Raw genomic sequence first — 23852 nt, 5'->3', positions numbered from 1 at the left:
ACTCCCGCCCCGGTCCGGTCACCGCCCTCGGGACCGCCACGGAGCGCGGGCTACGCCGCGGCGGAGGGCACCTTCAACGGGTCCCGGGTAGCGGTCTTCTTCGCCTCTTCCAACTGCTCGCCGAGCTCCACCAGTCGGTTCCGGCCCATGGCCTTCCTGACCTCGGGGAACCACTCCTTCTCCTCCTCCTCGACGTGGTGGCGCACGTTCTCGATCAGCACGGTCATCTTCGCGTCGAACCGCTCGTCCTTCGGGTCCAGACCGGCCAGTTCGGAGAGCATCCACACCACCACGTGGTGCTCCTCCACGCTCTCCAGCACGTGGTCCTTCGTCTCCGGGGCGGCCTCGCGGGCGGCCGGGTAGAACACCTTCTCCTCGATGACCGCGTGAACCGTCAGCTCCTCGATGACCTGATCGGCGATCCGGCGCTTCTCCGCGTAGGCGCCGTCACCGGCCTTCTCGAACGCCTTGAACAGCTTCTCCACGGCCTTGTGATCGTCCTTGAGCAACACGATCGCGTCCACGCTCCGACCTCCTGCAGATGTGCGACAAAGGGCCCCGCACACATACCCCTGAGCCTCGAAGCCATCCCCGCCCACCTCTGCGCGTCACCCGGCCCTGCATCCGAACGGCCGTGACCGGCACAGAACGCCGTGCCCCCGGGAGACCGGCCGGCGACAGGGCCGGACCCGTGCGCGACTCGGCGGCGTTCGGAGGGTTCAACAAGCGGGGCGGGCCGGAGGCACCTGGTGATCGACGGGGAAGATCTGCCCGGCGCCGGTGATCTCCAGCAGCGGGGCGACCTGACGCGAGGGGCGGGCGAGGTGGACCTCGGTCCCCTGGCTGGCCACTTCGATGCGTACGCGCAGCAGGGTGGTGAGGCCCGCGGAGTCCATGAAGGTCACGGCGTTCAGGTCGACCAGCAGCATCGGCGGGGCCGTACGGGCGGCGAGGGCTCGCCGCAGGGCCCTGTGGAGCCGGGCGGTCTGGTCCTGGTCCAGCTCGCCGGAGCATTCCAGGACCGGGCCGGCGAGGCCGTCCCGGGTGGTGACGGTGAAGACGGGTTCGTGCTCGGACATGTCGATCGGGCGGCTCCCTAGGATTCCCCGTGCGGTCTGCACGACCACCGTCGGGCGCCGCCGCGGGCAATCACACCGGCGCAGCAAAGTATTCACCGGCCTGGTACGAGGCCGAGCAGGTCCGCGCGCGACAACTCGGCACGTTCCGGCCGGGTCTCTGCGCGGTACCGGCCCGATCCGCCCCGGACGACGCCGGCCGCGCCGCGCCCTTGACCTCGCCCGCGCCGGCCATCGGCGCCCGCCGATGGCCGGCGACGTCACCGCCGACGTCTGCGTCCGGGCCCGGGGCGGGGGCGGGGCCGGGGCGGCTAACCCACCGCGGACAGGAAGCCCTCCAGCACGGCCGTGAACGCCTGCGGGTCGTCCAGCCACGGGTAGTGGCCGGCACCCGGCTGGACGGCGAGCGTCACCTCGGTGAAGAGTGACGCGGCGTCGACGGCGGCTCCGGCGGTGGGCCACACGTCCACCTCGCCCGCGAGGAGAAGCGTCGGGCGGTGCAGGGCGCCCAGGCGCCGGCGGAGTTCCCCGGTGTCGGGCGTGTAGCCCTGGTAGTAGTGCTCGCTGACGGGGAGCGCGCGCTGGGCGGGGTCGGCGGCGGCATGGGCGCGCGCGGCGTCGTCCCAGCGGCCGTACATCAGCGGCTCGAAGGCGAGCCGGTACGGCGCGGCCTCGGCGAAGCTGTTCGCGGTCGTCATGTGCCGGTGCGCCGCCACGGCCTCGGCGTGCCAGGGCTCGGCCGCGCGGGCGGCGATCACCTCGTCCACACCGATGTCGGAGGGCAGTCCGACGGCGGCGAACGAGGGGGTGACCAGGGTCAGGCTGTTCAGCCGGTCGGGGTGGGCTGCGGCGTAGAGCATGGCCAGGCTGCCGCCGGCGGAATGGCCGAGCAGGTCGACGCGGTCCAGGCCGAGGTGGCGGCGCAGTGCCTCGACGTCGGCGACCAGGCGGTCGACGCGGTAGGTGGCCGGGTCGGCGGGAATCGCGGAGGCGCCGGTGCCCCGGGTGTCCGGCAGGATCAGCGTGCGGTGGGCGGACAGTCCGCCGAGGTCGCCGAGGTACTCGGCCGCGCGGCCGGGGCCGCCGGGGAGGCAGAGCAGCGGCGGGCCGTCCCCGAGCGTGCGGAAGGCGAGCGTGGTTCCGTCGTACGAGGTGAAGAACTCCATGTCGGACAGCCTGGGGGACGGCGGCCGGGCCCGGCTATCGTTCAGCCAGGGCTAAACGATCAGCGGAGTGGGGCGGACGTGGCGGTGGAGATCCGGCTCTCGGCGGCCGAGGTGGCGCGGGTGCGGCTGGCGGTGTCGCCGCTGGCCGAGACGGTGCTCGGAGTGCGGGCGGCGCTCGGTGTCGGCGGGCACGAGGTGCACCGGCCGTGGGTGCGCGAGGCGCAGCCGGTGCTGGCGGAGGAGCCGGAGTTGCCGTTGCTGCGGACGCTGCTCGGGGGCTGCCTGCCGTCGTTCCTGTTCCCCGTGCCCGAGGAGCGCCTGCCGGCGTTCGACGCCGAGGTGGCGGGCTTGCGGACGACGGACCCGGCGTACGTCGTGGCGGAGTGCGCCGCCGCGCTGGGCGCCCGGGCCGGGCGACTGCCGGAACCGGCCGTGCTGCTGGAACGGGCCGCCGACGCGCTGACGCGCTGCCACGCCCGGCTGGTGGCCCCGCACTGGGGGCGGATGCGGGCGGTGCTGGAGGCGGACCTGGGCCGGCGGGCGGTGGCGCTGGTGGACGGCGGGGTGGAGGGGCTCTTCGCGCAGTTGCACGGCGACGTGGTCTGGCGGGAGGGCGAGTTGGTGGTGCACGGGCGCCGCCGCTCGGGTGCGGCGTGGACCGTCGAGGCGGGCGGCCACGGGTTGGTGCTGATGCCGTCCGTCTTCGGCTGGCCGGACGTGATCGTCGACCACTCCCCCCGCACCGCCGCCTCCATCCGCTACCCGGCCTCCGGCGTCGGACTGCTCTGGGAGCAGCCCCGCCCGACGTCCGCCGGCCTCGCCGCCGTCCTCGGCCGCACCCGCGCCACGCTGCTCTCCGAGCTCGGCGAACCGCTGAGCACCCCCGACCTCGCCGCCCGCCTCGGTGTCACCGCCGGCGCCGTCTCCCAGCACCTCGGCACCCTCCGCGCCGCCGGTCTGGTGACGACCCGCCGCACCGGCCGCACGGCCGTACACCTGCGCACCCGGACGGGCACGGCGCTCACGGCCGAACCCTCGGGCCGACCGGGACCGGGCGCCGCGGGAACGACTGCCGACGCCCCGAACGGGTAGACGCGCGGCATGCTCACGTTCGGCATGGAGGAGGAGTACCTCCTCCTCGACGCGGTGACCGGACTGCCCCGCGCCCGGGCCGTCCAGGTCCGGGACGCGGCCGGACTGCAGCCCGCCCTGGACAGCGGCGAGGTGCAGCACGAGCTGCTCCAGGCCCAGCTGGAGGTGGCCACCCCGGTCTGCCACGACCTCGACGAGGGCGGCGGCCACCTCCTCCGGATGCGCCACGCACTGGGCCAGGCCGCCCGCGCGGACGGTTGCGTGCTCGCCGCCTGCGCCGCCGCCCCGTTCGCCGGCACCGACGGAATGCCCGTCCCCGTCACACCCACGGCCCGCTACCGCGCCATGCGCGGCGACACCGGGCGCCTGACCGACGAGCAGCTGATCGCCGGTATGCACGTCCACATCGGCGTCCCCGACCGGGCCGCCGGCGTCACCGTGCTGAACCGGCTGCGCCCCTGGCTGCCGCTGCTGATCGCGTTCGCCGCCAACTCGCCCCTGTGGCACAGCACGGACACCGGTTTCGCCTCCTGGCGTACCCCGGTCTTCGGACGCTGGCCCGTCAGCGGGCCGCCCCCGCACTTCGACGGCGACCGCGACTACGACCGCCGCACCACGGCGCTCGTCCGCGACGGGCTGATCCCCGACATCGGACAGCTCTACTGGCACGTCCGGCTCTCCGAGCGGTACCCGACGGTCGAGACACGCGCCATGGACGTCCAGCTCCGGCCCGACGAGGCGGTCATGCTGGCCGGCGTGGTCCGTGCCCTGGCAACCCGTGCACTCGCCGACGAGCGCGCGGGACGGCCGGGCCCGGCCGTCCTGCCGGAGCAGCTGGCGGCGGCCGTCTGGCACGGCGCCCGCCACGGCTGCACCGGCACCGTGTTCGACCCCCTCGCCGGCCGCCTGGTCGCCCCGGCCGCCGCGGCGGCGACGCTCCTGGAGCACGTGGACGCCGCTCTGGAGGCCGACGGCGAACACCGCCACATCGTCCCGGTGCTGGAGCGCCTGCTGCGCGAGGGCAACGGCGCCGTGCGCCAGCGCCGCGTCCTGCGCGAGCACGGCCGACGGCAGCTCCTCGCGATGATCGCCGACCAGACCACCGGGGCCTGAACCGAACGGTAGCGGCGGGATCACGGCCCGTGACCCGGTTCAGGGGCGTCGCTCACGGTCCGAGGTGTCTTTCACCTCAGCCGTCTCAGCCGCCTCGTGAAAGGCGACGATCGCTCCACCATTGGATCTCGCCCATTCGGTCAGCAGGGCGATGGGCTCCTCCAGGGTGCGCCCGAGCTCGGTCAGGCCGTATTCACGCGGGGTGGCGCTTCGGCGTAGGTACGCCGCTCGACGAGCCCGTGGTCCTGGAGCCGCCGCAGCGTCTGCGTCAGCACCTTGCGCGAGACGCCGCCGATCAGCTCGACCAACTCGCCGTGCCGCAAGCGGCGGGGGATCATGCGAGCTCTCGTCATCAACTGCACCCTCAAACCGTCCCCCGAGCCGTCGAACACCGAGGCCCTGGCCGACGTCGTCGCGAACGAACTCACCAGCCTCGGTGCGGAGGTGGAAACCGTCCGCGCCGTCGACCTGGACATCCGGCCCGGAGTGGGGACGGACATGGGCCACGGAGACCAGTGGCCGCCCGTGCACGACAAGCTCACGTCCGCCGACATCCTGATCGTCGCCTCCCCGACCTGGGTCGGCCGCCCGTCCTCCGTGGCGCAGCGCGTCCTGGAGCGGATGGACGCGATGATCTCCGAGACGGACGACCGCGGAGTGCCGGTCGCCTACGGCAAGGTGGCCGGCGTCGTCGTCACCGGGAACGAGGACGGCGCCCACCACGTCATCAGCGAGATCTCCGGCGGCCTGGTCGACATCGGTTACACGATTCCCGCCCAGGCCTGGACCTACTGGCACCTGGGCCCCGGTCCCGGCCCCGACTACCTGGACGACGACAAGGGCCACGACTGGGCCCACTCCACCGGTCGCACCATGGCCGCCAACCTCCACCACGTGGCCTCCGCCCTCACCGGGCGCCCCTGGCCGGCCCCTGCCGAGTGAGCCCGGGGCCCGTCCCACCCGGGCATGACGGTGGCCGGCACCGAGTACTCGGTGCCGGCCACCGTCATACCGCGGTCGTCGTCGTTCCACGGTTCTCCGTTCGCCTGTGCCCACCCTCCCCACCGGACGTCATCCGCCGGTGGTGGCCCCTGACACACCCCCGCCACGCTCCGGTCGGTCGGACAGTTCCGTCCACAGGTCGAGGAAGGCCCGCAAGGGCGCACACGGCCGGGTGCCCGCCCGCCACACGAACACCTTCCGCAGGCGGATGGCGGGCTCCAGCGGCACGACGTCGAAACGACGGTCGGCGGCGAGGACCGGACTCGCGCGGGACGTCAGAGCGATCCCGATCCGCTCGGCCACCAGCGCGAGTTGGAGGGCGACGTCGTTCGTCGCGTAGGCGATGTCCAGCCGCAGCCCCTCCACGGCGAAGGCCTCACGGATGAACACGTGCACTCCGCTGTCGGAGCCGTAGCTGATGACCGGGCTCCGGACCACCTCGTCGAAGGTCATCGGACCGCTCGCGGGCCGGCTTCCGGCGGGGAGGACCGCGACGATCCGGTCCTCCAGCAGCACGCGCGAGGCGACGGCGGCGGGTCCGCCGTCCGGAGGTCCTGCGACCACGGCCGCGTCGATCGCCCCGTCGCGGACCTTCGCCAGCAGCGACGGGCTCGACGCCCCGACGAGACTCACCGCGACCCGCGGATACCGGCGGTGGTACTCCCCCAGCAACCGGGGGATGACGGTCCCTTCCAGGCCGCCGACTGTCCCGAGCGCGAACGAGCCGCCGAGCAGACCGGACCGGTCGGCGAACTCCAGGACCGCCGACGCGGCCGACGCCAGACAGGCCCGGGCGTGCGGCAGCAGGGCGGTCCCGCCGGAGGTGAGGACCACCTGCCGGGGCAGCCGTTCGAACAGGGGCTCTCCCAGCTCCTTCTCCAGGGCCTGGATCTGCTGGCTGATCGCGGGCTGCACGACGTGACAGCGGGCCGCCGCCTTCGTGAACGACCGCTCCTCCGCCACCGCCACGAAGTACTCAAGCGTACGGAGCTCCATGACTGACACGCTATCAACTGCGCACCTGAGCGACCGGATTGCGCCCGACCCCGACCGATCGCGAGCCCGGGACGACGACCCCGGTCCGATCAGCGATCGTGACGGCTGCCATCACCGCCGTGTATTGGACGCGCGCGGCCGGGGCACCGAAGCTGGTGACAGGGCGTCGGCCGGACCGGGGCCCCGGCGAAGGGCGAGGACAGGCAGATGAGAGTGACCGTCGTCGGCGGCGGCATCGCCGGACTGACCTGCGCCCTGAGCCTGCACGCCGCCGGCTTCGCGCCACGGGTGTACGAAGCGGCACGGAAGGTCGAGGCGGTCGGCGTCGGGATCAACCTGTTGCCGCACGCCGTCCGGGAACTCTGCGAACTCGGCCTGGACGGCGAGCTGGCCTCCGTCGCGCTGCCCCCGCACCGGTTGAGCTACCGGGACCGGACGGGCGAGACGGTCTGGGAGGAGCCGCTGGGGCGCGCGGCCGGGTACCGCTGGCCGCAGTACTCGGTGCACCGCGGCCGTCTGCAGTTGCTGCTGCTGGCGGCGGTACGTGAGCGGCTGGGGCCGGACTCGGTCCGCACCGGCCTGCTGTTCCAGCGGTTCGAGCAGGATGCGGGCGGCGTCCGAGCCCACTTCCTGGACCGGTCGAGCGGTCGGCCCGTGGTCGACGAGGCCGACGTGCTGGTCGGCGCGGACGGCATCGACTCCGTGGTCCGCGGCCGGTTGTACCCGGACGAGAGCGCCCCGAGCGGGAACGGCGTCCAAATGTGGCGCGGGGTCGCACCGCACCCGCACATCCTCGACGGCCGTTCGATCGTGGTGGCCGGGGGCACCCCCGGTGCGAAGTTCGTCGCCTACCCGATCGAGGACCCCGCGACCGCGGGCGCCGATGCCCTGGTGAACTGGGTCCTGGAGGTCCGGCACGGGCCATCCGCCCCGCCTCCGGGTGGCCCCGGCCGTCGTGTCGCCGAGGCGGAGGCCCGCGCCGGACTGTCGTCGTGGAACCTGCCGTGGATCGACCTCACGAAACTCGCCGAACGGTCCACGGCGATCGTCGAGTACCCGATGACCGACCGCGCCCCTCTGCCGCGCTGGAGCTTCGGACGGGTCACCCTCCTCGGTGACGCCGCACACCCGATGTTCCCCATGGGCATGAACGGCGGCTCGCAGTCCGTCGTCGACGGCCGCGTGCTGGCCTGGTGCCTGGCCCGTGACGACGACGCCGAGGCCGCGCTCCGCCGCTACGACCGGATGCGCCGGCCGGCCGTCAACGCGATCGTGCTGGCCAACCGGGACCTGGGGCCGGAGGAGACCATCGCGCTAGCCGAGGAGCACGGCGGGGCGCTGCCCGTCGGGGAGGCCGAGAGGATCGCGACCCGCTACAAGACGCTGGCCGGGGCCACCGTGACCCAGGTCAACACCCACCCGTCCTGGACGGTCCCTGCCGTCTCCGGTCAGGAGCGGCTCGCCAAGGGGCGGTGACGGGTCTGGATCCTCGTTCCGGCGGACCCGGGCGGACCCCAATCGGGCGGGGCCGGACACCACGGCCGGCTTCACGTACAGCCTGAAGACGACCACCACGGACTGCAGCTACAACCCCGGCGTCCCGTCCACGAAGTACCAACTGCTCGGCTGAGCCTGCTCGTACGGGTGGCGCGGGCCTCGCACTCTCCCGGCCGGCAGCCGACGCGGGACGCCCGGAGCGGGACGCCGGCGGCGGGTGGCGGGTGGCGGCTCAGACGACCAGGACCCGGCGCCCGCGGGTGTGGCCGGCGCGGCTGTCGGTATGCGCCGCCGCCGCCTCGGTGAGCGGGTACGACTTCTCGACCGGGATGTGGAGCCTGCCCCGGGAGATGAGGTCGACGGCCTCGGCGAGCGCGTCCGGCACGCTCCCGGCCACGCCGGAGAACCGGACGCCCAGCTGCGGCGCACCGAGGTCGGCGATGGAGACGACCTTGCGCGGGTCCCCGGTCAGCTCGACGAGTTCGCGGATCACGCCCGAGCCGGCCAGGTCGAGGGCCGCGTCAACCCGGCCCAGGTGCCGCACCCGTTCGACCCAGCCGTCGTGGTAGGTCGTGGCGAGGGCGCCCAGGCCGCGCAGGTAGTCCTGGTTCGCAGCCCCGGCCGTGCCGATCACCGCGATGCCGCGCGCGCGGGCGATCTGCAGCACCGCCGACCCGACGCCGCCGGACGCGCCGCTGACCAGCAGCGTCTGCCCGGGCCGCACGCCGACCTCGCGGATGACGCGCAGCGCGGTCTCCACCACCGACGGGTAGCCGGCCGCCTCCTCGAAGGTCAGCCCCTCGGGCATCCGGGCCCAGGCCGACAGCACGGCGAATTCGGCGTACGTGTCGGCGCCCTCGCCGAACACCCGGTCGCCGATCCCGATCCCTTCGACGCCCTCGCCGACCTCGTCCACCACCCCGGCGGCGTCCAGGCCGACCCCGGCGGGCAGCTCGACCGGATGGGCTCCCAGGACCTGGCCCTCCCGGATCCTCCAGTCGACGGGGTTGACACCCGCCGCCCGTACGGCGATGCGTATCCGACCGGGGCTCGCGTGGGGCTCCTCGGCCTCCACCAGGTGCAGGACCTCGGGACCGCCGAACTCGGCGAAGCTGATTTTCCTCATACGACCGAAGATAGCCCTAACCGTTAGTGTTTCACAACGGTGAGGGATTCCTACCTGGTAGTGTCAGGACATGATCGAGCCGCCCGGACGCCGCGAACGCAAGAAGGCCGCGACCCGTCAGAAGATCGCTGACACCGCGCTGCACCTCTTCCTGGAGCGCGGGTACGACGCCGTGGGCATCCGCGACGTGGCGGCCGAGGCCGACGTGGCCGTCACCACCGTCTTCGCCCACTTCGCCTCGAAGGAGGCGCTGGTGTTCGAGCGCGACCGGGACTTCGAGCAGCGCCTCACGCGGGCGGTGACCGACCGGCCTCCGCACGAGCCGCTCATCCCGGCGCTGCACCGCGAGGTCCGGGCCCAGGTGCGGCACTGCACGGCGAAGGGCAGCGCCCCCCTCCGACGCATGATCGAGGGATCACCCGCCCTTCAGGAGTACGAGGAGTCGATGAGCCTGCGTCACGCGCAGGCGCTGGCGGCGGCGCTGGCCGCCGATCCCCACCTGTCCCGGAGCGAGACGGCCTGCCGGGCGACCGCGCGGTTCGCCATCGACGCCTACGCGCTGGGCTGCCGGGCGGACGATCCCGGGGCCACGGTGGACGAGGTCTTCCGGATGATCGAGGCGGCCTGGGAGGCCACCGCGCCCTGAGCCGGGTGCCACCGCGGCCAAGGGCCGCGTGTCACACCGCGCGGCCCTGTGCGGTCAGTCGGGTGGAACGCGGCGCATGCCGCGTTCTCACCTCACCGAAGCCGCTGGAGGTCGGAAAGCCGTGCTGGCAAGAACCCGCCGGAGCAGGATCGCGCACCGTCTGAAGGTGTTCCTGGTCGCCGCTCTCGCCGTCGCCGCCACTGGGGTCTGGGCACAACCCGCAGCTGCGGATGTCCGGCCCGGCCAGTGGAGGTACCTGCACACCAAGATCATCCAAGACGCCGCGTCGGACATCTCGGGTGAAACCGAGTACACGAACGTCGTCACCGCCATCCGTCAAGCCGCGGGTCACCCGTTCGACGGCGACATCCGCGAGATCCAGGACCATGCGGGCGGGCTCATCGTCCTCGAAATCGAGGGCGAACTGAGCCAGCTGCGGGGCACGCTCCTGATCAACCCGCAGTCGCTCTACATCGCAGGGTTCGTGACCGCCCACAACGCCTACTTCTACTTCCGGGACGCCGCCCCCAGCGTCATCTCGGAGATCCACCAGCTGGCCCTGTCGCAGAACGGCCGCGCCCTCCCGCTCCAGATGAACGGCAGCTGGGGCGACTGGGAGCAGCGGATCAACGCGTCGGGCGTCGGGCTCCAGAGGAACTTCAACACCGCGGACTTCGGCAGTGCCAGCTGGTACCTCTGGAGGATGACCGTCGGTGCCCACCACGATCACCTCCCCCAGATCGCGGAAGCCATGCGCACCCTGGCCGCCGCCTACGAACTGGGCGTGCGCTGGACCAGCTTCCGTGACGACGTCGCCCGCGCGATGGGGCGGACCACCTACGAGACGAGGACCTCGGTCTACGACGAGGGGTCGATGGAGGTCCGTCGCGCCTGGGCGCGTTGGACCAACTGGGCCGCCCGGCACGCGGAGTGGTGGAGGAACCACCGGGCCGCCGAGGCCGCGACCCGGCTCCCGGAGAACTTCGAGATCGGCCCGATCAACGGGACTCTCCGCACCATGGGGGACATCCACCGGGAGATCCGGATGACCCCGTACCTCGGGCCCTCCCGCTAGACCGCCGGAGCCCGCCGAGCCGGCTCGGGGCCCGGCCGGACGTCGCTACGACGTCCGGCCGGGCCCTGTTGCTCCTGCCGGCCCTGCCGAGACCGCGGGCGGCAGGCCGCCTCGGGCCGTGCGGGCCCGCCGCCCGCACGAAGGGCCCGGCCCGGGGGAGCAACTCCTCCCCGGGCCGGGCCCTTCGCCCGACGCGGCCCCTACCGCATCTCGCGTCCCTGGTTGTTCGTGAGGATCCGGAGCGTGGAGACCACGTCGGAGACGGTGCGCAGCGTGCCGTTCACGGGTCCCAGGTGGACGGGGTAGGGCAGGACCGCGCCGCCTGCCGTCCGGTCGTCCGCCAGGAAGGGGATGTTGAGCAGGGCGTCGTTGTTGATCTTCTCCCAGTTGGAGCGGAGCTCTCTGGTGCGGTTGTCGAGGACGACCGCCGAGGAGGTGCTGTTGGCGAGGGCGTCGCCCACGCGGTCGCGGAAGAGCGTGAGGTGGGGAGCCTGGGCGTAGGCCGGGCTCAGGGCGAGCAGGTACTGGGCGGTCTGGGGGAGGAAGCGGTCGATGTACTCCGGCCCGGGCGAGTTGCCCAGCGACGTGGCCATGTCGCGGAACGATCGGGTGCCGATGCTCGTGGGGGCGGGCAGGCCGCCGCCGGTGGCTGCGTCGTACCACGCGTCGAACGATCCGGACAGGTGCATCCGGTGGGTACTCGCCCCGATCGACCTCGCGTACCCCTTCATCTCCGAGACCATGTCCGGGTTGGCGTCGCTGAAGTAGTACACGTTCTGGTTGCGGGTGTGGAAGCCCGTGAGGTATCCGCTGTGGGGGTTCAGGAACAGCGTGACGAGCCGGGCACTCGCGTGGTTGCGGACGTCGATGCCGATGATGCCGTCGCTGTCCGCCTGGCTCAGGCGCACATCGCCGCGGACCGTCGGGCCTGCCATCCAGTTGCGGATCTGGGTGACAGCGGAGTAGTACAGGTCCCTGCCGAACGCTCCGCCCGGGTGGGCGGGGTCGTCGTCCAGCTTGTGGATGACCCAGGTCACCTTGTCGGGGGGCACGGCCGGGGCGGCCGGCCGGGTGCCGAGTGCGGTGAGCGCGAGGGCGGCGGTGAGGACGACGGCCGCCGGCCGTACGGTCCGTCTGGTGGTGGGTTTCGGCTTCACGCTCAACTGACAGCTCAGGTGGCGTGTTTGTGACGCGCGCCGGTGGGCGTCGGCCGTCGCGGCGGGCGCGGGTGCCGCCGGCTGTCACACCGGGCGGTCCCGCACGGTCATCTGTGGCGAGCGCGGTCGTCGTCGACGGGCGGTCCGGGGAACTCCGTTCACACGTCCGCACCGTGGCGGCCCAGGTCGCCGACGGCCACCGAGGGCCACCGACGGGCCCCGGCCCGCGCGGCCCCTCGCCCGCGCCCGACTCCGCTCCCCCGCCCGCAGAGCCCTCAGCCGGAGGTAACACCGTGCGACGCCGGACCTTCCTGCGGATCCCTTCCGCTCTCCCCCTCACCACCACGGCCATCACGGCCATCACCGTCACCGCGGCCACCACCGTCACCGCGGCCACCGCGGCCACCGCGGCCAGCCTGGCGGACGCGGTCGCCGCCGACGTGCTGCCCGGCCGGGCCGCGGTCCTGGAGTCGGTGCGCCGGGTGAACGACCACTGGATCAACGCCCACACCGATCCCGGTGACAATCTCTGGGCCCGTGCCACCTACTTCAGCGGCGACCTGGCCGCCTACCGGCTGACGGGCGAGCGACGCTATCTCGCGTACGCCGAGTCCTGGGCGGAGAAGCACGACTACGGCCTCGCCGGCGGTGTGACCACGCGGCACGCCGACCACCACAACGCCGGCCAGGTGTACCTGGACCTCCACGAGGCACTCGGCGGAGAGGAGCGGATCGCGGCCATCGAGTCGTCCCTGCACCGGATGGTCCACACCGACCGGCCCGAGAAGACGGACGACTGGTGGTGGGCGGACGCCCTGTACATGGCGATGCCCTCGATGGCCCGGCTCGGAGCGCTGCGCGGCGACACCGCGTACTGGGCGAAGATGTACGCGCTGTACCACCACACCAAACGGGTCCAGGGCGGTGGGCTGTACGACTACACGCACGAGCTCTGGTACCGCGACGGCACCTGGTCCCCCGGCGGCTCCGGCCGGCTGTCGCCGGACGGCAGGCCCGTGTTCTGGTCCCGGGGCAACGGGTGGGCCTACGCCGCCCACGCCAAGGTGCTCTCCGTCCTCCCCTCCACCGACAAACGGGCTCCGGAGTACCGGTGGAACATGCAGGGCATCAGCCGCGCCCTGTTGGCCTCGCAGCGCCCGGACGGCTTCTGGAACCCCTCCCTGGGCGACCCGCGACACCTGCCCGGCAAGGAGTCCAGCGGAACGGCCCTGTTCTGCTACGGCCTGGCCTACGCCATCCGCACCGGCCTGATCGACCGGAGCACCTACCTGCCCGTCCTCGCCAGGGGCTGGAACGCGCTCGTGCGCGACGCCGTGCACCCGGACGGACGGCTGGGCTGGGTCCAGGGCATTGGGGACCGCCCGGAATCGAGCCGGCCGATCACCTACGAGACCACCGCCGACTTCGCGGTCGGCGCCTTCCTGATGGCCGGCTCGCAGGTCGCGCGACTGGCCCCGTGAGCGCGCAGGACCACCCGCGGGCCACCACCCGGCGGCGCCGGGACCAGGAGCGACTCCAGGGAGCCGACGTCGCCGGTCCGGGCCGCCGCGACGAAGGCCTCCAGCAGCGCCCGGAGCTCCCGCGCGTCCGCCGTCTCCCGCTGCCCCTCCGCCAGGGCACGCCGGGCCCGGCTCACGATCTGGCGGACGTTGACGACGCTGAGACGCAGCATGTCGGCGATGTCCGCGTAGGAGTACTCGAAGGCCTCGCGCAGGATGTACACCGCCCGCTCCCTGGACGTGAGCCTCTCCAGGACCAGGAGCAGCGCGAGTTCCAGCTCCTCGGCCCGCTGCACACCGGCCTCCGGGTCGGCCTCGGGGTCGGCGGCGGTGTCGACCGGCTCGGGCAGCCAGGGGCCGAGGGAGATCTGCCGGCGCGAGCGGGCGGACTGGACCACGTTGATGGCCATCCGGGCGGTGGCGCGCGACAGGAAGGCCACGGGGCTGACCACCGCCGAGCGGTCGGTCCGCTGCCAGCGCAGCCACACGTCCTGGACCACGTCCTCCGCCTCGACCGCGCTGGCCAGCATCCGGTACGCGATGCCGAAGAGGTACGGGCGCAGCCCCTCGAAGACGGCTGCGGCCTCGTCCAACGTATCCTCCCCGGCGCGCTGTTGGGGATGTGCACACGTCGCGGACAGGTCGTCGGACACGGTCACCACGGCTCCGTTTCACACCGGCATCCCGTCGATGCCGCCGTGCACACACGCTGCCGCCCCGGCCCACCGCCCGGCGCCCGGGAAATCCCCGGTCCACCCCCGGGTCTCCCCCGGGGGCGGTCGGTGCCCGGACCGTCAGGGGCCGGCCAGAGCGGCGCGGAGCCTGTTGCGCGACTTGACGTCGAGCTTGGTGAACACCTTGCCCAGGTGCCATTCCACGGTGCGGGGGCTGATGAACAGTTCGGCGCCGATCTCGGAGTTCGTCAGGCCGTCGGCGGCCAGGCGGGCGATCTGCCCCTCCTGGGCCGTGAGGGCCTCGCGCAGGTCGCCCGCGTCGGCCGGACGGAGTCGCACCGTCTCGCCCGTGGCGAGGAGTTCACGTCGGGCCCGCTCGGCGAAGGCACCCGCTCCGAAGCGCCCCAGCATCTCGTGAGCGGTGCGCAGGTGCACGCGCGCCTCGACCCGCCGGTTCTCGCGTCGGAGCCACTCGCCGTACACCAGGTGGGCGCGGGCGAGGTGGACGGCGATCCGGCCGCGTCCGAGGCGCTCGACGGCCTCGCGGTAGAGCCGGTCGGCGGCCGGACCCTCGCTCGCCAGCGCTCTGGACAGGGCCAGGACACCCAGCGCCCAGTCCGTACCGCCGGCGTCGGCCCGCTCCGCCAACCGGCGCAGCGACGCCCCGGCCGCTTCGGGGGCACCGGCGCGGACCGCCGCCTCGACGTGCTCCGCGAGGGCGAACCCGATGACCGCCACGTCCTCGTGCTCCAAGGCCTGTTCGGCATGGGACAGGGCGTCCTGGTACCGGCCGAGACCGTTGTACAGCACCGAGAGGAGGTAGTGCTCGACACCGATCGCCCGCCCCTCGCCCCACGAGACGGCGTCCACGGCGGCGCTCCGGATCACCTCCGCGACGTGCTCCCCCTCGCCGCGCCAGGCCGCGAGCAGGAGCGACGGATAGGCCATCGGCGAGTGACCGGTCACCTCCGCGAGGGTGTCGGCCTCGTCGACGAGCTCCGCGGCGAGGTCGAAGTCACCGGTGTGCACGGACAGCGCGGCCCGGTAACCAAGCGCCAGCGGAAGGAAGTTCAGAGCCCCCGTCTCGCGCGCCGACCTGACCGCGTGCTCGGTCAGCCGGTGCCACGTCTCGTCGTCCCACATCTCACCGGCGACCAGCCACAGCAGCCAGAGCCAGCGCATGACCTCCGCCCCCTCACCTCCGGCGGCCTGCCGGAACGCCCCCAGCGCGGACCTCAGCAGCGGCCCCCCTGCGGCGCAGCCGTCGGCGAACCAGGTCACCAGGCCGTCGAGGAGCAGGTCCGTCGGCCGCGGCGGCTGCGCCCCCGGCGGCGCCGTCCGGGCGGCCGCGGCAACCTCCCGCACGCCGACGCGCTCCCGCAGCCGCCCGGCGAAGACCGCCGACCCGACGGCATCGAGGTACGCCTCCCGCGCGTGCGCGTCGTCGACCCGCCCCAGCCGGCCGGCCGCATCCAGCAGCAGCGGAAGCGCCTCCCCGCCACGTCGGCGGGCGAAGGCCAACTGGGCCCGCAAACGCGCCAGTCGGGCCTGCTGCGCCTCGTCCAGCGGGCTCAGGCGCGCCGCGGCGAGAAGGTCGAGCGCCGCGTCCGGGGAGCCCGCGTCGAAGGCGGCCTGCGCGGCCGCGGCCGCCCGCGTTCCACGACGGCCCGCGTCGGGTGTCAGCTCGGTCGCACGTCTCAGGAACGCCGCTGCCGCCGCGATCCCGCCACGGGCCTGGGCCCGGCCCGCCGACCGCTCCAGCTCGTCCGCCAACGCCCCGTCGGGTTCGAGCGCCGCGTGAGCGCGGTGCCAGGCCCGACGATCCGAATCGGCATCGGGATCGGTCGCCTCGGCCAGCGCGCGGTGCACGTCCCGGCGCACGGTGGGGTCGGCGGCGCGGTAGGCCGCCGAGCGCACCAGCGGGTGGCGGAAACGCACCCTCGTCCCGAACTCGACCAGTCCCGCCGCCTCGACCGCTCCCGCCGCGTGCGCGTCGATGTCGAGCCGCTCGGCGACCCGCCTCAGCAGCGGCACGTCACCCACCGGCTCCGCCGCCGCCGCCAGCAACAACCGCTGCGCCGCGGCCGGCAGCGATCCGATGCGCCGCAGGTACGCCTGCTCGATCTGGCTCGCCAGCGGGCGGACGTCCGGACGCCCGAACCCGCCGGCCAGCTCCGCCGCGGTCAGCCCCCGGGTCAGTTCCAGCAGAGCCAGCGGGTTGCCGCGGGTCTCGGCGACGATGCGGTCCCTGACCCGTTCGTCCAGCCGTCCGGGCACCACCGAGTCCAGCAGCACCCGCGCGTCGTCGTCACGCAGCCCCCGGACCTCGACCTCGCGCAGCCCCCGGAAGGGGTCACCACCTGCGGCGGGCGCCGACCCGCGCACCGCGAACACCAGCGCCACCCGCTCCGCCAGCAGCCGTCGCGCGACGAACGCCAGCGTCTGGGCGGAGACCTGGTCGAGCCACTGGGCGTCGTCGACGACGCAGACGAGCGGCTGCTCCTCCGCCGCCTCGGCCAGCAGGCTGAGCACCGCCAGGCCGACCAGGAAGCGGTCCGGCGCGCTCCCCACACTCAGGCCGAACGCTACGGACAGGGCGTCGCGCTGGGGGCCGGGAATGCGGTCGAGGTTCCCCGTCAGGGGCACGCACAGCTGGTGCAGCCCTGCGAACGCGAGCTCCATCTCGGACTCGACGCCGACGGCCCGCAGGACCTGACACCCTGTCGCACGGCCCGCCAGGTACTCCACCAGGGCGGACTTGCCGACTCCCGGCTCGCCCCGCAGCACCAGCACCTGGCCCCGGCCCCCGTGGGCGCCGGCGATCACCTGGTCCAGCGCTCCGCATTCGCCCCGCCGGCCGACCAGCCCGCGCAGCCCCCGCCGAGGGGTGCCGCCCGCCATCCACCACCACCACGCAGTTCAAGGTTCGGACCCTGATCGGCTCGGGTCGTCCTCATCATGCATCAGTTCGCCGGGGACGAACAAACAGTGGACTCCTCGGCGCCGCGCGGCGCGGGGTCCGTACCGGGGCGGTGGAGCCGGATCCGCCCTCACGCGCGAACGACCGGAGGGGGGACGGGACACACGCTCTCGGGTGCCGCGAGCCTTGAAGCGTTCGGGCGTTCGGGCGTTCGTCGGGGCAGACACCCCCACAACACCGCAGCCCGACCAACCCCGAACCTGCACAGCCACAGCGCATCATCGGTCCGCTCGTGGCCAGGCCCGGACGACCGAGGTGCTGTGAGGACGATCTCGGCCGGGCAGCCCCGGAGCCCCGAACGGGGCCGGTTCAGGAGAAGGGCGGCGCCGGAGGAAGATGGCTCAGGGGGCGGACGGCTCGATCTCCCCCGCGAAGACGATGACCTGGTCGATGAGGCTCCGCCGCAGATGGACGACGTCCGTTCCCGCCAGGCGGGGGCCTCCGTCCGGCGTCGTGAAGATCCACTTGTACCGGGCCCACTCGTCCGGCATGTCCACCGCCGAACAGCGCACCATCGTGCCGGTCCCCGCGGGGTGGCGCCGGATGTCCAGCACGAACCGCTCGACCGCCTCGATCCCCTCACTGCGGCCCAACGGTCCCCAGAAGACCACGTCCGAGGTCAGGGCCTGGGAGAGCAGCGCAATCACGTAGCTGTCGTCCGAGGCGTTGAACGCGGAGATGAACGTGTCGATCGCGGACCGCGCGGTTTCTTCCTGCATACACCAGTAATACCAGTCCCCTCGCGGACCGCGCTCTTCCCGCGAGCCGTCTCCCGACCGCGGTGAACCGTCCCGGCCACAGCACTAGCCGCCGGTCTGGCCGTCGAGCATCTCGCGCAGGATGTCCAGGTGGCCGTTGTGACGGGCCGTCTCCTCGGTGAGGTGAAGGAGGATCCAGCGGAGGTCGACATGGAGACCGTCGCGGACGACTCCCTCGGCCCGGGTGTCCAGGCTGTTCCCGGCGACCAGTTCGCGGTAGCGGGCGCTCTGTTCGGCGTATTCGTCGAGCAACTGCGTGAGCGGGAAGTCAACGGCGACACGCATCTCGCGGTCGGGGTCCTCCTCGGTCCAGGGGCCCCGGTCCTCCTCGCCGAGGAAGACCACCTGGAACCAGTAGTACTCGACCCAGCGAAGGTGGTTGACCAATCCGCTCATGGTCATCAGCGGTGAGCCCGGCAGGAGCGCCTTGCGGGCGTTCTCCGCGGAGACGCCGTCGCACTTGGCGCGGGCGGTGTCACGTGTGTAGTCGAGAAACGTGGCGAGCTGGGTGCGCTCGTCCCACGCGGGCGGTGTGTCGTCGATTCTGGTCATCGCGCGAAGCGTCCCCGATCACGCGACCGATGTCGACATATTTTTTCGACGGGCCCGACCTGTTGCCACCGAAGGTGCGGGTCTCGACGAGTTCGAGATCCACCCGTCACCCGTGCCGGGAAGGAACGGAACGCCGCCACCGACCAGCACCGGGCGCACCCTCGGCCGTAGGTTCCAGATCGCAGCCCGCTCCGGCATCGAGTCGTCCGGCGACGGATCCTGGTCGGCGGTCTGCCCGTCTCGGCGGCGGCGCCCGGGTGTGCGGCGAGGTCGCGCGGCAGGCCCTTGCAAGATGCCCGCGCGTGCAACTATCTTCGGTGACATAAATTGCAGCTGCAACCAGTTGCGAGAGCGCCCCCGTCCCCTGGCGCCGCCGACCCACCGGGAGTCCGACATGAGCACCACCCTCTTCACCCCGTACACCCTGCGGGCGCTGACCATCCCCAACCGGATCTGGATGCCGGCGATGTGCCAGTACAGCGCCACGCCGGACGGGGACGCGGCCGGTGTTCCGACGGACTGGCACTTCACCCACCTCGCGGCGCGCGCCGTCGGCGGCACCGGGCTGATCATCACGGAAGCCACCGCGGTCAGCCCCGAGGGCCGCATCAGCCCGTACGACCTCGGGATCTGGAACGACGAGCAGGCCGCGGCCTTCCGGCGGATCACCGCCTTCCTGAAGTCGCAGGGCACCGTCCCCGCGATCCAGCTCGCCCACGCCGGTCGAAAGGCGTCCACCGAGCGGACCTGGGTCGACCGCGGGCGCGCCCTCGCCGCGGACGAGACCCACGGCTGGGCGCCGGTCGGCCCCAGCAGCGTGCCCTTCTCCCCCACGCACACCACGCCGGAGGAACTCACCGAGGAGCAGATCGGCCGGATCGTGCAGCAGTTCGCCGACGCCGCACGGCGCGCGCTCGACGCCGGCTTCCAGGTCGCCGAGATCCACGGCGCTCACGGCTACCTGATCCACGAGTTCCTCTCCCCCCACACCAACCGCCGCGCCGACGGCTACGGCGGCTCCTTCGAGGGCCGTACCCGCTTCGCGCTGGAGGTCGTCGACGCGGTGCGCGCGGTGTGGCCCGAGGAACTGCCTGTCTTCTTCCGCGTCTCCGCGACGGACTGGCTCACCGAGAACCCGGAGGACGGCCGCGAGGGCTGGACCTCCGAGGACACCGTCCGCCTCGCCAAGGAGCTCCAGGCACACGGCGTCGACCTGCTGGACGTCTCCACCGGCGGCATCGTCCCCGACGCCAGGATCGAAGCCGCACCCGGCTTCCAGGTGCCCTTCGCCGAGACCGTGCGCAACGAGACCGGCCTCCCCGTGGCGGCCGTCGGCCTGATCACCGACCCCGCCCAGGCCCAGGCCGTCGTCGCCGAAGGCCGTGCCGACGCCGTCCTGCTCGGCCGCGAGCTGCTGCGCAACCCCTACTGGGCCCGCCGCGCAGCCGCCGAACTCGACGGCGAGGTACCCACCCCCGCCCAGTACCACCGCGCCTGAGCGGGTGGCACCCGCGCACGGGGTCAGCCGTCGCGCAGCCCTACCCTGGCGGCGTGCTTGCTGTCCTCCCCGCAAAACGCGGGTGTCAGCCTTGCTCCGTCTCCGTCAGTCAGCACCACGACGGAACGGTCTCCGGCCAACCACCAGCGCGCAGGCCGAACAACCGGCCGTCGCGGGCCGACCTCGCGGGCAGCGGACGGCCTGTCGTCCGCAGAGACGACAGGCCGCTTCGGTCATCGAAGGCTCACACCCTGGGACCAGGCTCGCTGAATCGTTCGACAGTCGATCACGGCTAGGCCCTCCTGCTGAAGGACCTCACGGGCCTGCGGGGATGTCAGGAACTCGTAGTCCGTCCGCCGCACGAGCCAGCCGCCGTCGACGGCCTGCGACTCCCTGTCTCCCAGGCTGGGATGTACCGCCCACTCGTTGAGCCCGGCCGGCAGGTCACGCAGCACCTGAGCGTATCGAGCCGCTTTTCCTTCGATGCCGAGGGAGAAGCCGTCCAGGAAGTCGTTGTCGGCGACCGGCAGCCCGCGTCCCCGCATCACCCGGCGCCCGGGTTCGGGCCAGACCCGGACTGCGAGGGAGTACTCCGCCGCCGGCACGGCGGTCAGGTCGAGGATGTCGCTTCGGCCGCCGCCGGCCAGGCAACGGAAGTCCAGGCGGGTCGGCGTGAGCCCGGCGTCGGCGACGGCATCGATCTGGGCGCGGAACTCCAGTTCGACCTCATCGAGCCGGGCCGGGCCTGGCCTGGCCTGGCCTGGCCTGGCAGGGTCGCCCGGCCGACAGGTGTCGGCGAGAACAGGTCGCCCGCAGGGTCCAGCGGTGAGGCCACGCGTTCCTTGGCGATCAACGGCTCCCACGGGAGGCCGGGCATCTCGCACACCAGCGTGAGATGGATCCCGAACGGGATCTGCGGCCGTCGGCGGAGCAGCTCCATACATCGTGATCAGCCGCATCCTGATCTGCTTGGATACCCGGGTGACCGACCTCGCCGCGACTCCCCCGTGCCCCTGTGTGCTCTGTGACCCCGCCGCCTCCGCGACCTTCCGCGCACGGCGGCGGCGCGCGAAGCGCTGGGCTTCCGAGATGGCGCACGTACGCGAGCACGGCTGCCACGTGGTCGGCGTGGGTGGCGGAGGTGAAGTCCCCGACTGGGCCTTCACCGTCGGCCTGTGGCATTCCTACCGGGTCCCGGAGGTCGCCATGTTCGGCCTGGAACTGGACGGCCTGATGCACTGGGTCGGCAGTGCCGCCGTCCGGGTTCGCGACGGGGCATCGACGGAGCCCGGCACGCTGCTCTCGGACGTCATCGAGGGCTACCGGCTCCGATGCCAACCGGTGGATCCCAGTTGGCACTATCCACTGCTGGGTACGTTCGTCGGCTTCTACCGACAGACCCCGGTCCCCGTCGTCCAGTTGCTCTGGCCCGACCGGGAACACCGCTGGCCCTCGGACGAGCAGGCCAGCCCCGGCTGCCGCGCGCAGCCCGACCTACGACTTCCCGTCGACGAGCACCCCGAAGGGGTCTGGACCCGGGAAGCTGCCCGATTCTGACACCCCACCAGTTCCTCAGCGGGCCGGGCCACTTCGTGTGGCCCGGCCTCTTGTGTGCGCGCCCCGGCATGGACTAGATCTCTTCTCACGATTGGTACAGACCATCTGACCCCACTCAGACAAGGCCACCAGTATGTTCAGACGCACCTCCGCGTTCCTGGCGACGGCTCTGTTCGCCTCGCTCGTCGCCGCCCCCGCGACCGCTCACGCCGATGACGACGACAGCCGCCGGCTGCCCGGCCACCGGGTGGCCTACTTCACCGCGTGGAGCGCCTACAGCGGCTTCTCCCCCAAGAAGGTCCAGGACTCGGGCCAGGCCGCGAAGCTGACCGTGATCAACTACGCCTTCGGCAACATCTCCCCCGAGGGCACCTGCTTCGCGGACAACCTGGCCGACCAGGCCGACGCCTGGGTCGACTACCAGCGCCCGATCAGCGCGGCCGACTCGGTGGACGGCGTCGCCGACACCTGGGACCAGCCGCTGAAGGGCAGCTTCAACCAGCTGCGGAAGCTGAAGGCCAAGAACCCCCACCTGAAGGCCGTCATCTCGATCGGCGGCTGGGGCTGGTCCAAGTACTTCTCGGACGTGGCCGCCACCGACGCGGCGCGCAAGAAGTTCGTGGCCTCCTGCGTCGACCTCTACATCAAGGGCAACCTGCCGCAGCTGGGCTCTCCGGAGGGCGGCCCGGGCAGCGGCGCGGGCGTCTTCGACGGCATCGACCTCGACTGGGAGCACCCGGGCGGCGACGGTCTGCCGGACAACTCGGTGCGCCCCGAGGACGGCCGCAACTTCACCCTGCTGCTGGCCGAGTTCCGGCGGCAGCTGGACGCGGTGCGCGACGGCGGGCGGGGGCGCCACCTGCTGACGGCCGCCGTCGCCGCCAACACCGACGTCGCGGACCGGCTGGAGCTGAGGAAGGTCGCCCGCCAGGTGGACTACCTCAACCTGATGACCTACACCATGCACGGCTCCTGGGAGCCGCAGGGCCCGACCAACCACCAGGCGAACCTCTACACCGACCCGGCCGACCCCTCCGGCGCCAGCGACAGCTACAGCGCCGACCGGGTGGTGCGGCACTACCTCGCCGGCGGCCTGCCGGCCCGCAAGGCGGTGCTCGGGGTGCCGTCCTGGGGCTACGGCTGGACGGGAGTGCCCGCCGGGACGAAGAACGGCCTCTACCAGCCCGCCACCGGCATGTCCCCGCTCGGCGGCGGCCAACTGCCCTACAAGGCCATCAAGGACCTGCCGGGCGCCGTGCACACCGACCGCGAGTACGGCGCGGCCTGGAAGTACGACGGCACCGAGTTCTGGACGTACGACAACCCGGCCACCGCCACCCAGAAGGCCCGCTACACCCGGCGGAACGGTCTCGGCGGCGTGATGGTCTGGTCCCTGGACGGGGACGACGCCCAGGGTTCGCTGATCGCCGCGCTGGACCGCGGTCTGCGGCGCTGACCTGCGGTGATGGCCCGGCGGCGGGCGGGGCGACCCGGCCGCCGCCGGGTGCGGCGGCCGAATACGCAGGCCACCTGCCCATGACACATGCTGCACCGCCGACAACGCCTTGATTCTCATCGGCCTGTGGCGACCGTCCGACTACCGCCGTCTTGATCTCGTCCAGGGTGGAGCCCGGGCGGCCGAGAAGGCGTCGCCGGCCTCGGTGTCCGCCAGGCCGCCAGGCCCAGTGTGGTGCCGTCCACCGCGACCAACTGCCGGCGCCGGTACCAGGCACCCGCCGTCCCGGGCACCGCCACCGAACGGCACACCCGCGCGAACAGGACCTTCAACGGTTCCGGGCCCAGACGGCGACGGGCCCGACCGCTCGCGGCGGTTGTCGGCACCCGCCACACCCGCCGTCCGTCACCGAGTCCCTCGCCCAACAGCCGCGCGACCTCCTCGTGGCCCTGCCCGAGGAACAGGCACATCGCCGGCCGCCGGCCCTTCGCGCATCCAGAGCGCGGCCCTGCGCCGTCGTCAGCTGCGTGCTGCTCATTTCGCCGAGGGCCGGAGACAGTGGGCTTCCCGAGTGTCCCCGTACCGGACTGCTGTCCCGTCCGGCCGCGGCCGGCGTATGTCAGCTCGCGAGGACGGCCTGCGTGAGTTCCTGAGTGGTGGCCATGCCGTCCCCGTCCTTGTCGGCCCGCGCCGCTACGCCCTCGAAGTAGTCCCTGGCCGTCTGCGCGTACGAGCCCGGCTGCGAGGCGAGAGAGGCGAGAGGCACAGGGCTAGATCCAATGCCGTGTAGATAGAGCCGTGGGTGGCCGCGTCAAGTCGCCTGAAATGGGACGGAGCTCCTGCTAGAACCGTGTCGACCAAGATCACTGTTCGGTAGGAGCTCCGTTGGGTGCCCAGTCTGTCATCTCTCG

Annotated in this window: 23 protein-coding genes and 1 pseudogene; 10 read left to right on the top strand and 14 right to left on the bottom strand. The window is 72.8% G+C overall.

The genetic code is table 11. The features are described 5' to 3' along the window. Positions 1-50: 50 nt before the first annotated feature. The 3 genes from PUR56_RS16960 to PUR56_RS16950 form a co-directional block, all read right to left on the bottom strand. Complete coding sequence (locus PUR56_RS16960) at positions 51-524, bottom strand: hemerythrin domain-containing protein (protein WP_329880212.1); 474 nt, start codon at positions 522-524, stop codon at positions 51-53. Positions 525-719: 195 nt separating this feature from the next. Then, entirely contained in the window at positions 720-1079 is a 360-nt protein-coding gene (locus PUR56_RS16955) for an STAS domain-containing protein (RefSeq protein ID WP_329880210.1), read from the bottom strand. A 308-nt stretch (positions 1080-1387) separates the two neighbouring features. Continuing rightward, positions 1388-2242, bottom strand: coding sequence for an alpha/beta fold hydrolase (locus tag PUR56_RS16950; protein WP_329949549.1), 855 nt, complete (start codon positions 2240-2242; stop codon positions 1388-1390). A 78-nt stretch (positions 2243-2320) separates the two neighbouring features. On the opposite strand from PUR56_RS16950, the gene PUR56_RS16945 reads away from it, so the two are divergent. Both PUR56_RS16945 and PUR56_RS16940 read left to right on the top strand, forming a co-directional pair. Further along, complete coding sequence (locus tag PUR56_RS16945) at positions 2321-3334, top strand: DUF5937 family protein (RefSeq protein WP_329880207.1); 1014 nt, start codon at positions 2321-2323, stop codon at positions 3332-3334. A 9-nt stretch (positions 3335-3343) separates the two neighbouring features. Continuing rightward, positions 3344-4447, top strand: a complete 1104-nt coding sequence (locus PUR56_RS16940; protein WP_329880205.1) for a carboxylate-amine ligase — start codon at positions 3344-3346, stop codon at positions 4445-4447. A 39-nt stretch (positions 4448-4486) separates the two neighbouring features. On the opposite strand, the pseudogene PUR56_RS16935 reads toward PUR56_RS16940, so the two are convergent. Then, positions 4487-4770, bottom strand: a pseudogene (locus tag PUR56_RS16935) (winged helix-turn-helix transcriptional regulator); the annotation flags it as partial. Positions 4771-4783: 13 nt separating this feature from the next. On the opposite strand from PUR56_RS16935, the gene PUR56_RS16930 reads away from it, so the two are divergent. Beyond that, positions 4784-5389, top strand: coding sequence for a flavodoxin family protein (locus PUR56_RS16930; protein ID WP_329880203.1), 606 nt, complete (start codon positions 4784-4786; stop codon positions 5387-5389). Positions 5390-5518: 129 nt separating this feature from the next. Here PUR56_RS16930 and PUR56_RS16925 read toward each other — a convergent pair whose 3' ends face one another. Continuing rightward, a complete protein-coding gene (locus PUR56_RS16925) occupies positions 5519-6445 on the bottom strand; it encodes a LysR family transcriptional regulator (protein WP_329880201.1) in 927 nt (308 codons plus the stop codon). Between the two features lie 207 nt (positions 6446-6652). Between PUR56_RS16925 and PUR56_RS16920 the strand changes: the two genes are divergently transcribed. Continuing rightward, positions 6653-7921, top strand: a complete 1269-nt coding sequence (locus tag PUR56_RS16920; protein ID WP_329949548.1) for an FAD-dependent monooxygenase — start codon at positions 6653-6655, stop codon at positions 7919-7921. Positions 7922-8174: 253 nt separating this feature from the next. On the opposite strand, the gene PUR56_RS16915 is transcribed toward PUR56_RS16920, so the two are convergent. Next, on the bottom strand, positions 8175-9068 hold the full coding sequence (locus PUR56_RS16915; RefSeq protein WP_329880197.1) for an NADP-dependent oxidoreductase: 894 nt from the start codon (positions 9066-9068) through the stop codon (positions 8175-8177). A 70-nt stretch (positions 9069-9138) separates the two neighbouring features. Between PUR56_RS16915 and PUR56_RS16910 the strand changes: the two genes are divergently transcribed. Both PUR56_RS16910 and PUR56_RS16905 read left to right on the top strand, forming a co-directional pair. Continuing rightward, a complete protein-coding gene (locus PUR56_RS16910; RefSeq protein WP_329880195.1) occupies positions 9139-9714 on the top strand; it encodes a TetR/AcrR family transcriptional regulator in 576 nt (191 codons plus the stop codon). A gap of 121 nt (positions 9715-9835) precedes the next feature. Beyond that, a complete protein-coding gene (locus tag PUR56_RS16905) occupies positions 9836-10789 on the top strand; it encodes a hypothetical protein (protein WP_329880194.1) in 954 nt (317 codons plus the stop codon). Positions 10790-10989: 200 nt separating this feature from the next. On the opposite strand, the gene PUR56_RS16900 is transcribed toward PUR56_RS16905, so the two are convergent. Next, positions 10990-11946, bottom strand: coding sequence for a ribosome-inactivating family protein (locus PUR56_RS16900; RefSeq protein WP_329880193.1), 957 nt, complete (start codon positions 11944-11946; stop codon positions 10990-10992). Positions 11947-12239: 293 nt separating this feature from the next. Here PUR56_RS16900 and PUR56_RS16895 point away from each other — a divergent pair, with 293 nt between their 5' ends. Beyond that, positions 12240-13427: a glycoside hydrolase family 88 protein gene (locus PUR56_RS16895; RefSeq protein ID WP_329949547.1), complete on the top strand. Its 1188-nt coding sequence runs from the start codon at positions 12240-12242 to the stop codon at positions 13425-13427. Here the strand turns inward: PUR56_RS16895 and PUR56_RS16890 are convergent. The 4 genes from PUR56_RS16890 to PUR56_RS16875 form a co-directional block, all read right to left on the bottom strand. Then, positions 13352-14059: a sigma-70 family RNA polymerase sigma factor gene (locus PUR56_RS16890; protein WP_380361348.1), complete on the bottom strand. Its 708-nt coding sequence runs from the start codon at positions 14057-14059 to the stop codon at positions 13352-13354. The genes PUR56_RS16895 and PUR56_RS16890 overlap by 76 nt on opposite strands. Positions 14060-14260: 201 nt before the next feature. After that, entirely contained in the window at positions 14261-17041 is a 2781-nt protein-coding gene (locus tag PUR56_RS16885) for an ATP-binding protein (RefSeq protein ID WP_329949546.1), read from the bottom strand. A 420-nt stretch (positions 17042-17461) separates the two neighbouring features. Beyond that, a complete protein-coding gene (locus tag PUR56_RS16880) occupies positions 17462-17839 on the bottom strand; it encodes a nuclear transport factor 2 family protein (RefSeq protein ID WP_329880188.1) in 378 nt (125 codons plus the stop codon). A gap of 84 nt (positions 17840-17923) precedes the next feature. Beyond that, positions 17924-18430, bottom strand: a complete 507-nt coding sequence (locus tag PUR56_RS16875) for a DinB family protein (protein ID WP_329880186.1) — start codon at positions 18428-18430, stop codon at positions 17924-17926. 394 nt (positions 18431-18824) lie between these two features. Between PUR56_RS16875 and PUR56_RS16870 the strand changes: the two genes are divergently transcribed. Next, complete coding sequence (locus tag PUR56_RS16870; protein WP_329949545.1) at positions 18825-19928, top strand: NADH:flavin oxidoreductase/NADH oxidase; 1104 nt, start codon at positions 18825-18827, stop codon at positions 19926-19928. A 233-nt stretch (positions 19929-20161) separates the two neighbouring features. Here the strand turns inward: PUR56_RS16870 and PUR56_RS16865 are convergent, their stop codons facing one another. Next, positions 20162-20791, bottom strand: coding sequence for a ChbG/HpnK family deacetylase (locus PUR56_RS16865; RefSeq protein WP_443034521.1), 630 nt, complete (start codon positions 20789-20791; stop codon positions 20162-20164). Between the two features lie 226 nt (positions 20792-21017). On the opposite strand from PUR56_RS16865, the gene PUR56_RS16860 reads away from it, so the two are divergent. Both PUR56_RS16860 and PUR56_RS16855 read left to right on the top strand, forming a co-directional pair. Further along, positions 21018-21485 (top strand): DUF4262 domain-containing protein, encoded by a 468-nt coding sequence (locus PUR56_RS16860; RefSeq protein ID WP_329949544.1) that lies wholly within the window; start codon positions 21018-21020, stop codon positions 21483-21485. Between the two features lie 133 nt (positions 21486-21618). Beyond that, complete coding sequence (locus PUR56_RS16855) at positions 21619-22941, top strand: glycoside hydrolase family 18 protein (protein ID WP_329949543.1); 1323 nt, start codon at positions 21619-21621, stop codon at positions 22939-22941. A gap of 116 nt (positions 22942-23057) precedes the next feature. On the opposite strand, the gene PUR56_RS16850 is transcribed toward PUR56_RS16855, so the two are convergent. Both PUR56_RS16850 and PUR56_RS16845 read right to left on the bottom strand, forming a co-directional pair. Continuing rightward, entirely contained in the window at positions 23058-23411 is a 354-nt protein-coding gene (locus PUR56_RS16850; protein WP_329949542.1) for a transposase domain-containing protein, read from the bottom strand. Positions 23412-23560: 149 nt separating this feature from the next. Further along, positions 23561-23707: a hypothetical protein gene (locus PUR56_RS16845; RefSeq protein WP_329949541.1), complete on the bottom strand. Its 147-nt coding sequence runs from the start codon at positions 23705-23707 to the stop codon at positions 23561-23563. Positions 23708-23852 lie beyond the last annotated feature (145 nt).

The organism is Streptomyces sp. BE303, assembly GCF_036290945.1.
GTDB lineage: Bacteria > Actinomycetota > Actinomycetes > Streptomycetales > Streptomycetaceae > Kitasatospora.
The sequence above is the reverse complement of the archived record's forward strand: the minus strand, read 5'-3'. Positions and strand labels throughout refer to the sequence as shown.

Coding starts and splice junctions, on each gene's coding strand:
- PUR56_RS16955 (WP_329880210.1), bottom strand. CDS start 1,079: ATGTCCGAGCACGAACCCGTCTTCACCGTCACCACCCGGGACGGCCTC.
- PUR56_RS16950 (WP_329949549.1), bottom strand. CDS start 2,242: ATGGAGTTCTTCACCTCGTACGACGGAACCACGCTCGCCTTCCGCACG.
- PUR56_RS16940 (WP_329880205.1), top strand. CDS start 3,344: ATGCTCACGTTCGGCATGGAGGAGGAGTACCTCCTCCTCGACGCGGTG.
- PUR56_RS16930 (WP_329880203.1), top strand. CDS start 4,784: ATGCGAGCTCTCGTCATCAACTGCACCCTCAAACCGTCCCCCGAGCCG.
- PUR56_RS16925 (WP_329880201.1), bottom strand. CDS start 6,445: ATGGAGCTCCGTACGCTTGAGTACTTCGTGGCGGTGGCGGAGGAGCGG.
- PUR56_RS16920 (WP_329949548.1), top strand. CDS start 6,653: ATGAGAGTGACCGTCGTCGGCGGCGGCATCGCCGGACTGACCTGCGCC.
- PUR56_RS16915 (WP_329880197.1), bottom strand. CDS start 9,068: ATGAGGAAAATCAGCTTCGCCGAGTTCGGCGGTCCCGAGGTCCTGCAC.
- PUR56_RS16910 (WP_329880195.1), top strand. CDS start 9,139: ATGATCGAGCCGCCCGGACGCCGCGAACGCAAGAAGGCCGCGACCCGT.
- PUR56_RS16885 (WP_329949546.1), bottom strand. CDS start 17,041: ATGGCGGGCGGCACCCCTCGGCGGGGGCTGCGCGGGCTGGTCGGCCGG.
- PUR56_RS16880 (WP_329880188.1), bottom strand. CDS start 17,839: ATGCAGGAAGAAACCGCGCGGTCCGCGATCGACACGTTCATCTCCGCG.
- PUR56_RS16875 (WP_329880186.1), bottom strand. CDS start 18,430: ATGACCAGAATCGACGACACACCGCCCGCGTGGGACGAGCGCACCCAG.
- PUR56_RS16870 (WP_329949545.1), top strand. CDS start 18,825: ATGAGCACCACCCTCTTCACCCCGTACACCCTGCGGGCGCTGACCATC.
- PUR56_RS16860 (WP_329949544.1), top strand. CDS start 21,018: ATGGCGCACGTACGCGAGCACGGCTGCCACGTGGTCGGCGTGGGTGGC.
- PUR56_RS16855 (WP_329949543.1), top strand. CDS start 21,619: ATGTTCAGACGCACCTCCGCGTTCCTGGCGACGGCTCTGTTCGCCTCG.
- PUR56_RS16850 (WP_329949542.1), bottom strand. CDS start 23,411: ATGTGCCTGTTCCTCGGGCAGGGCCACGAGGAGGTCGCGCGGCTGTTG.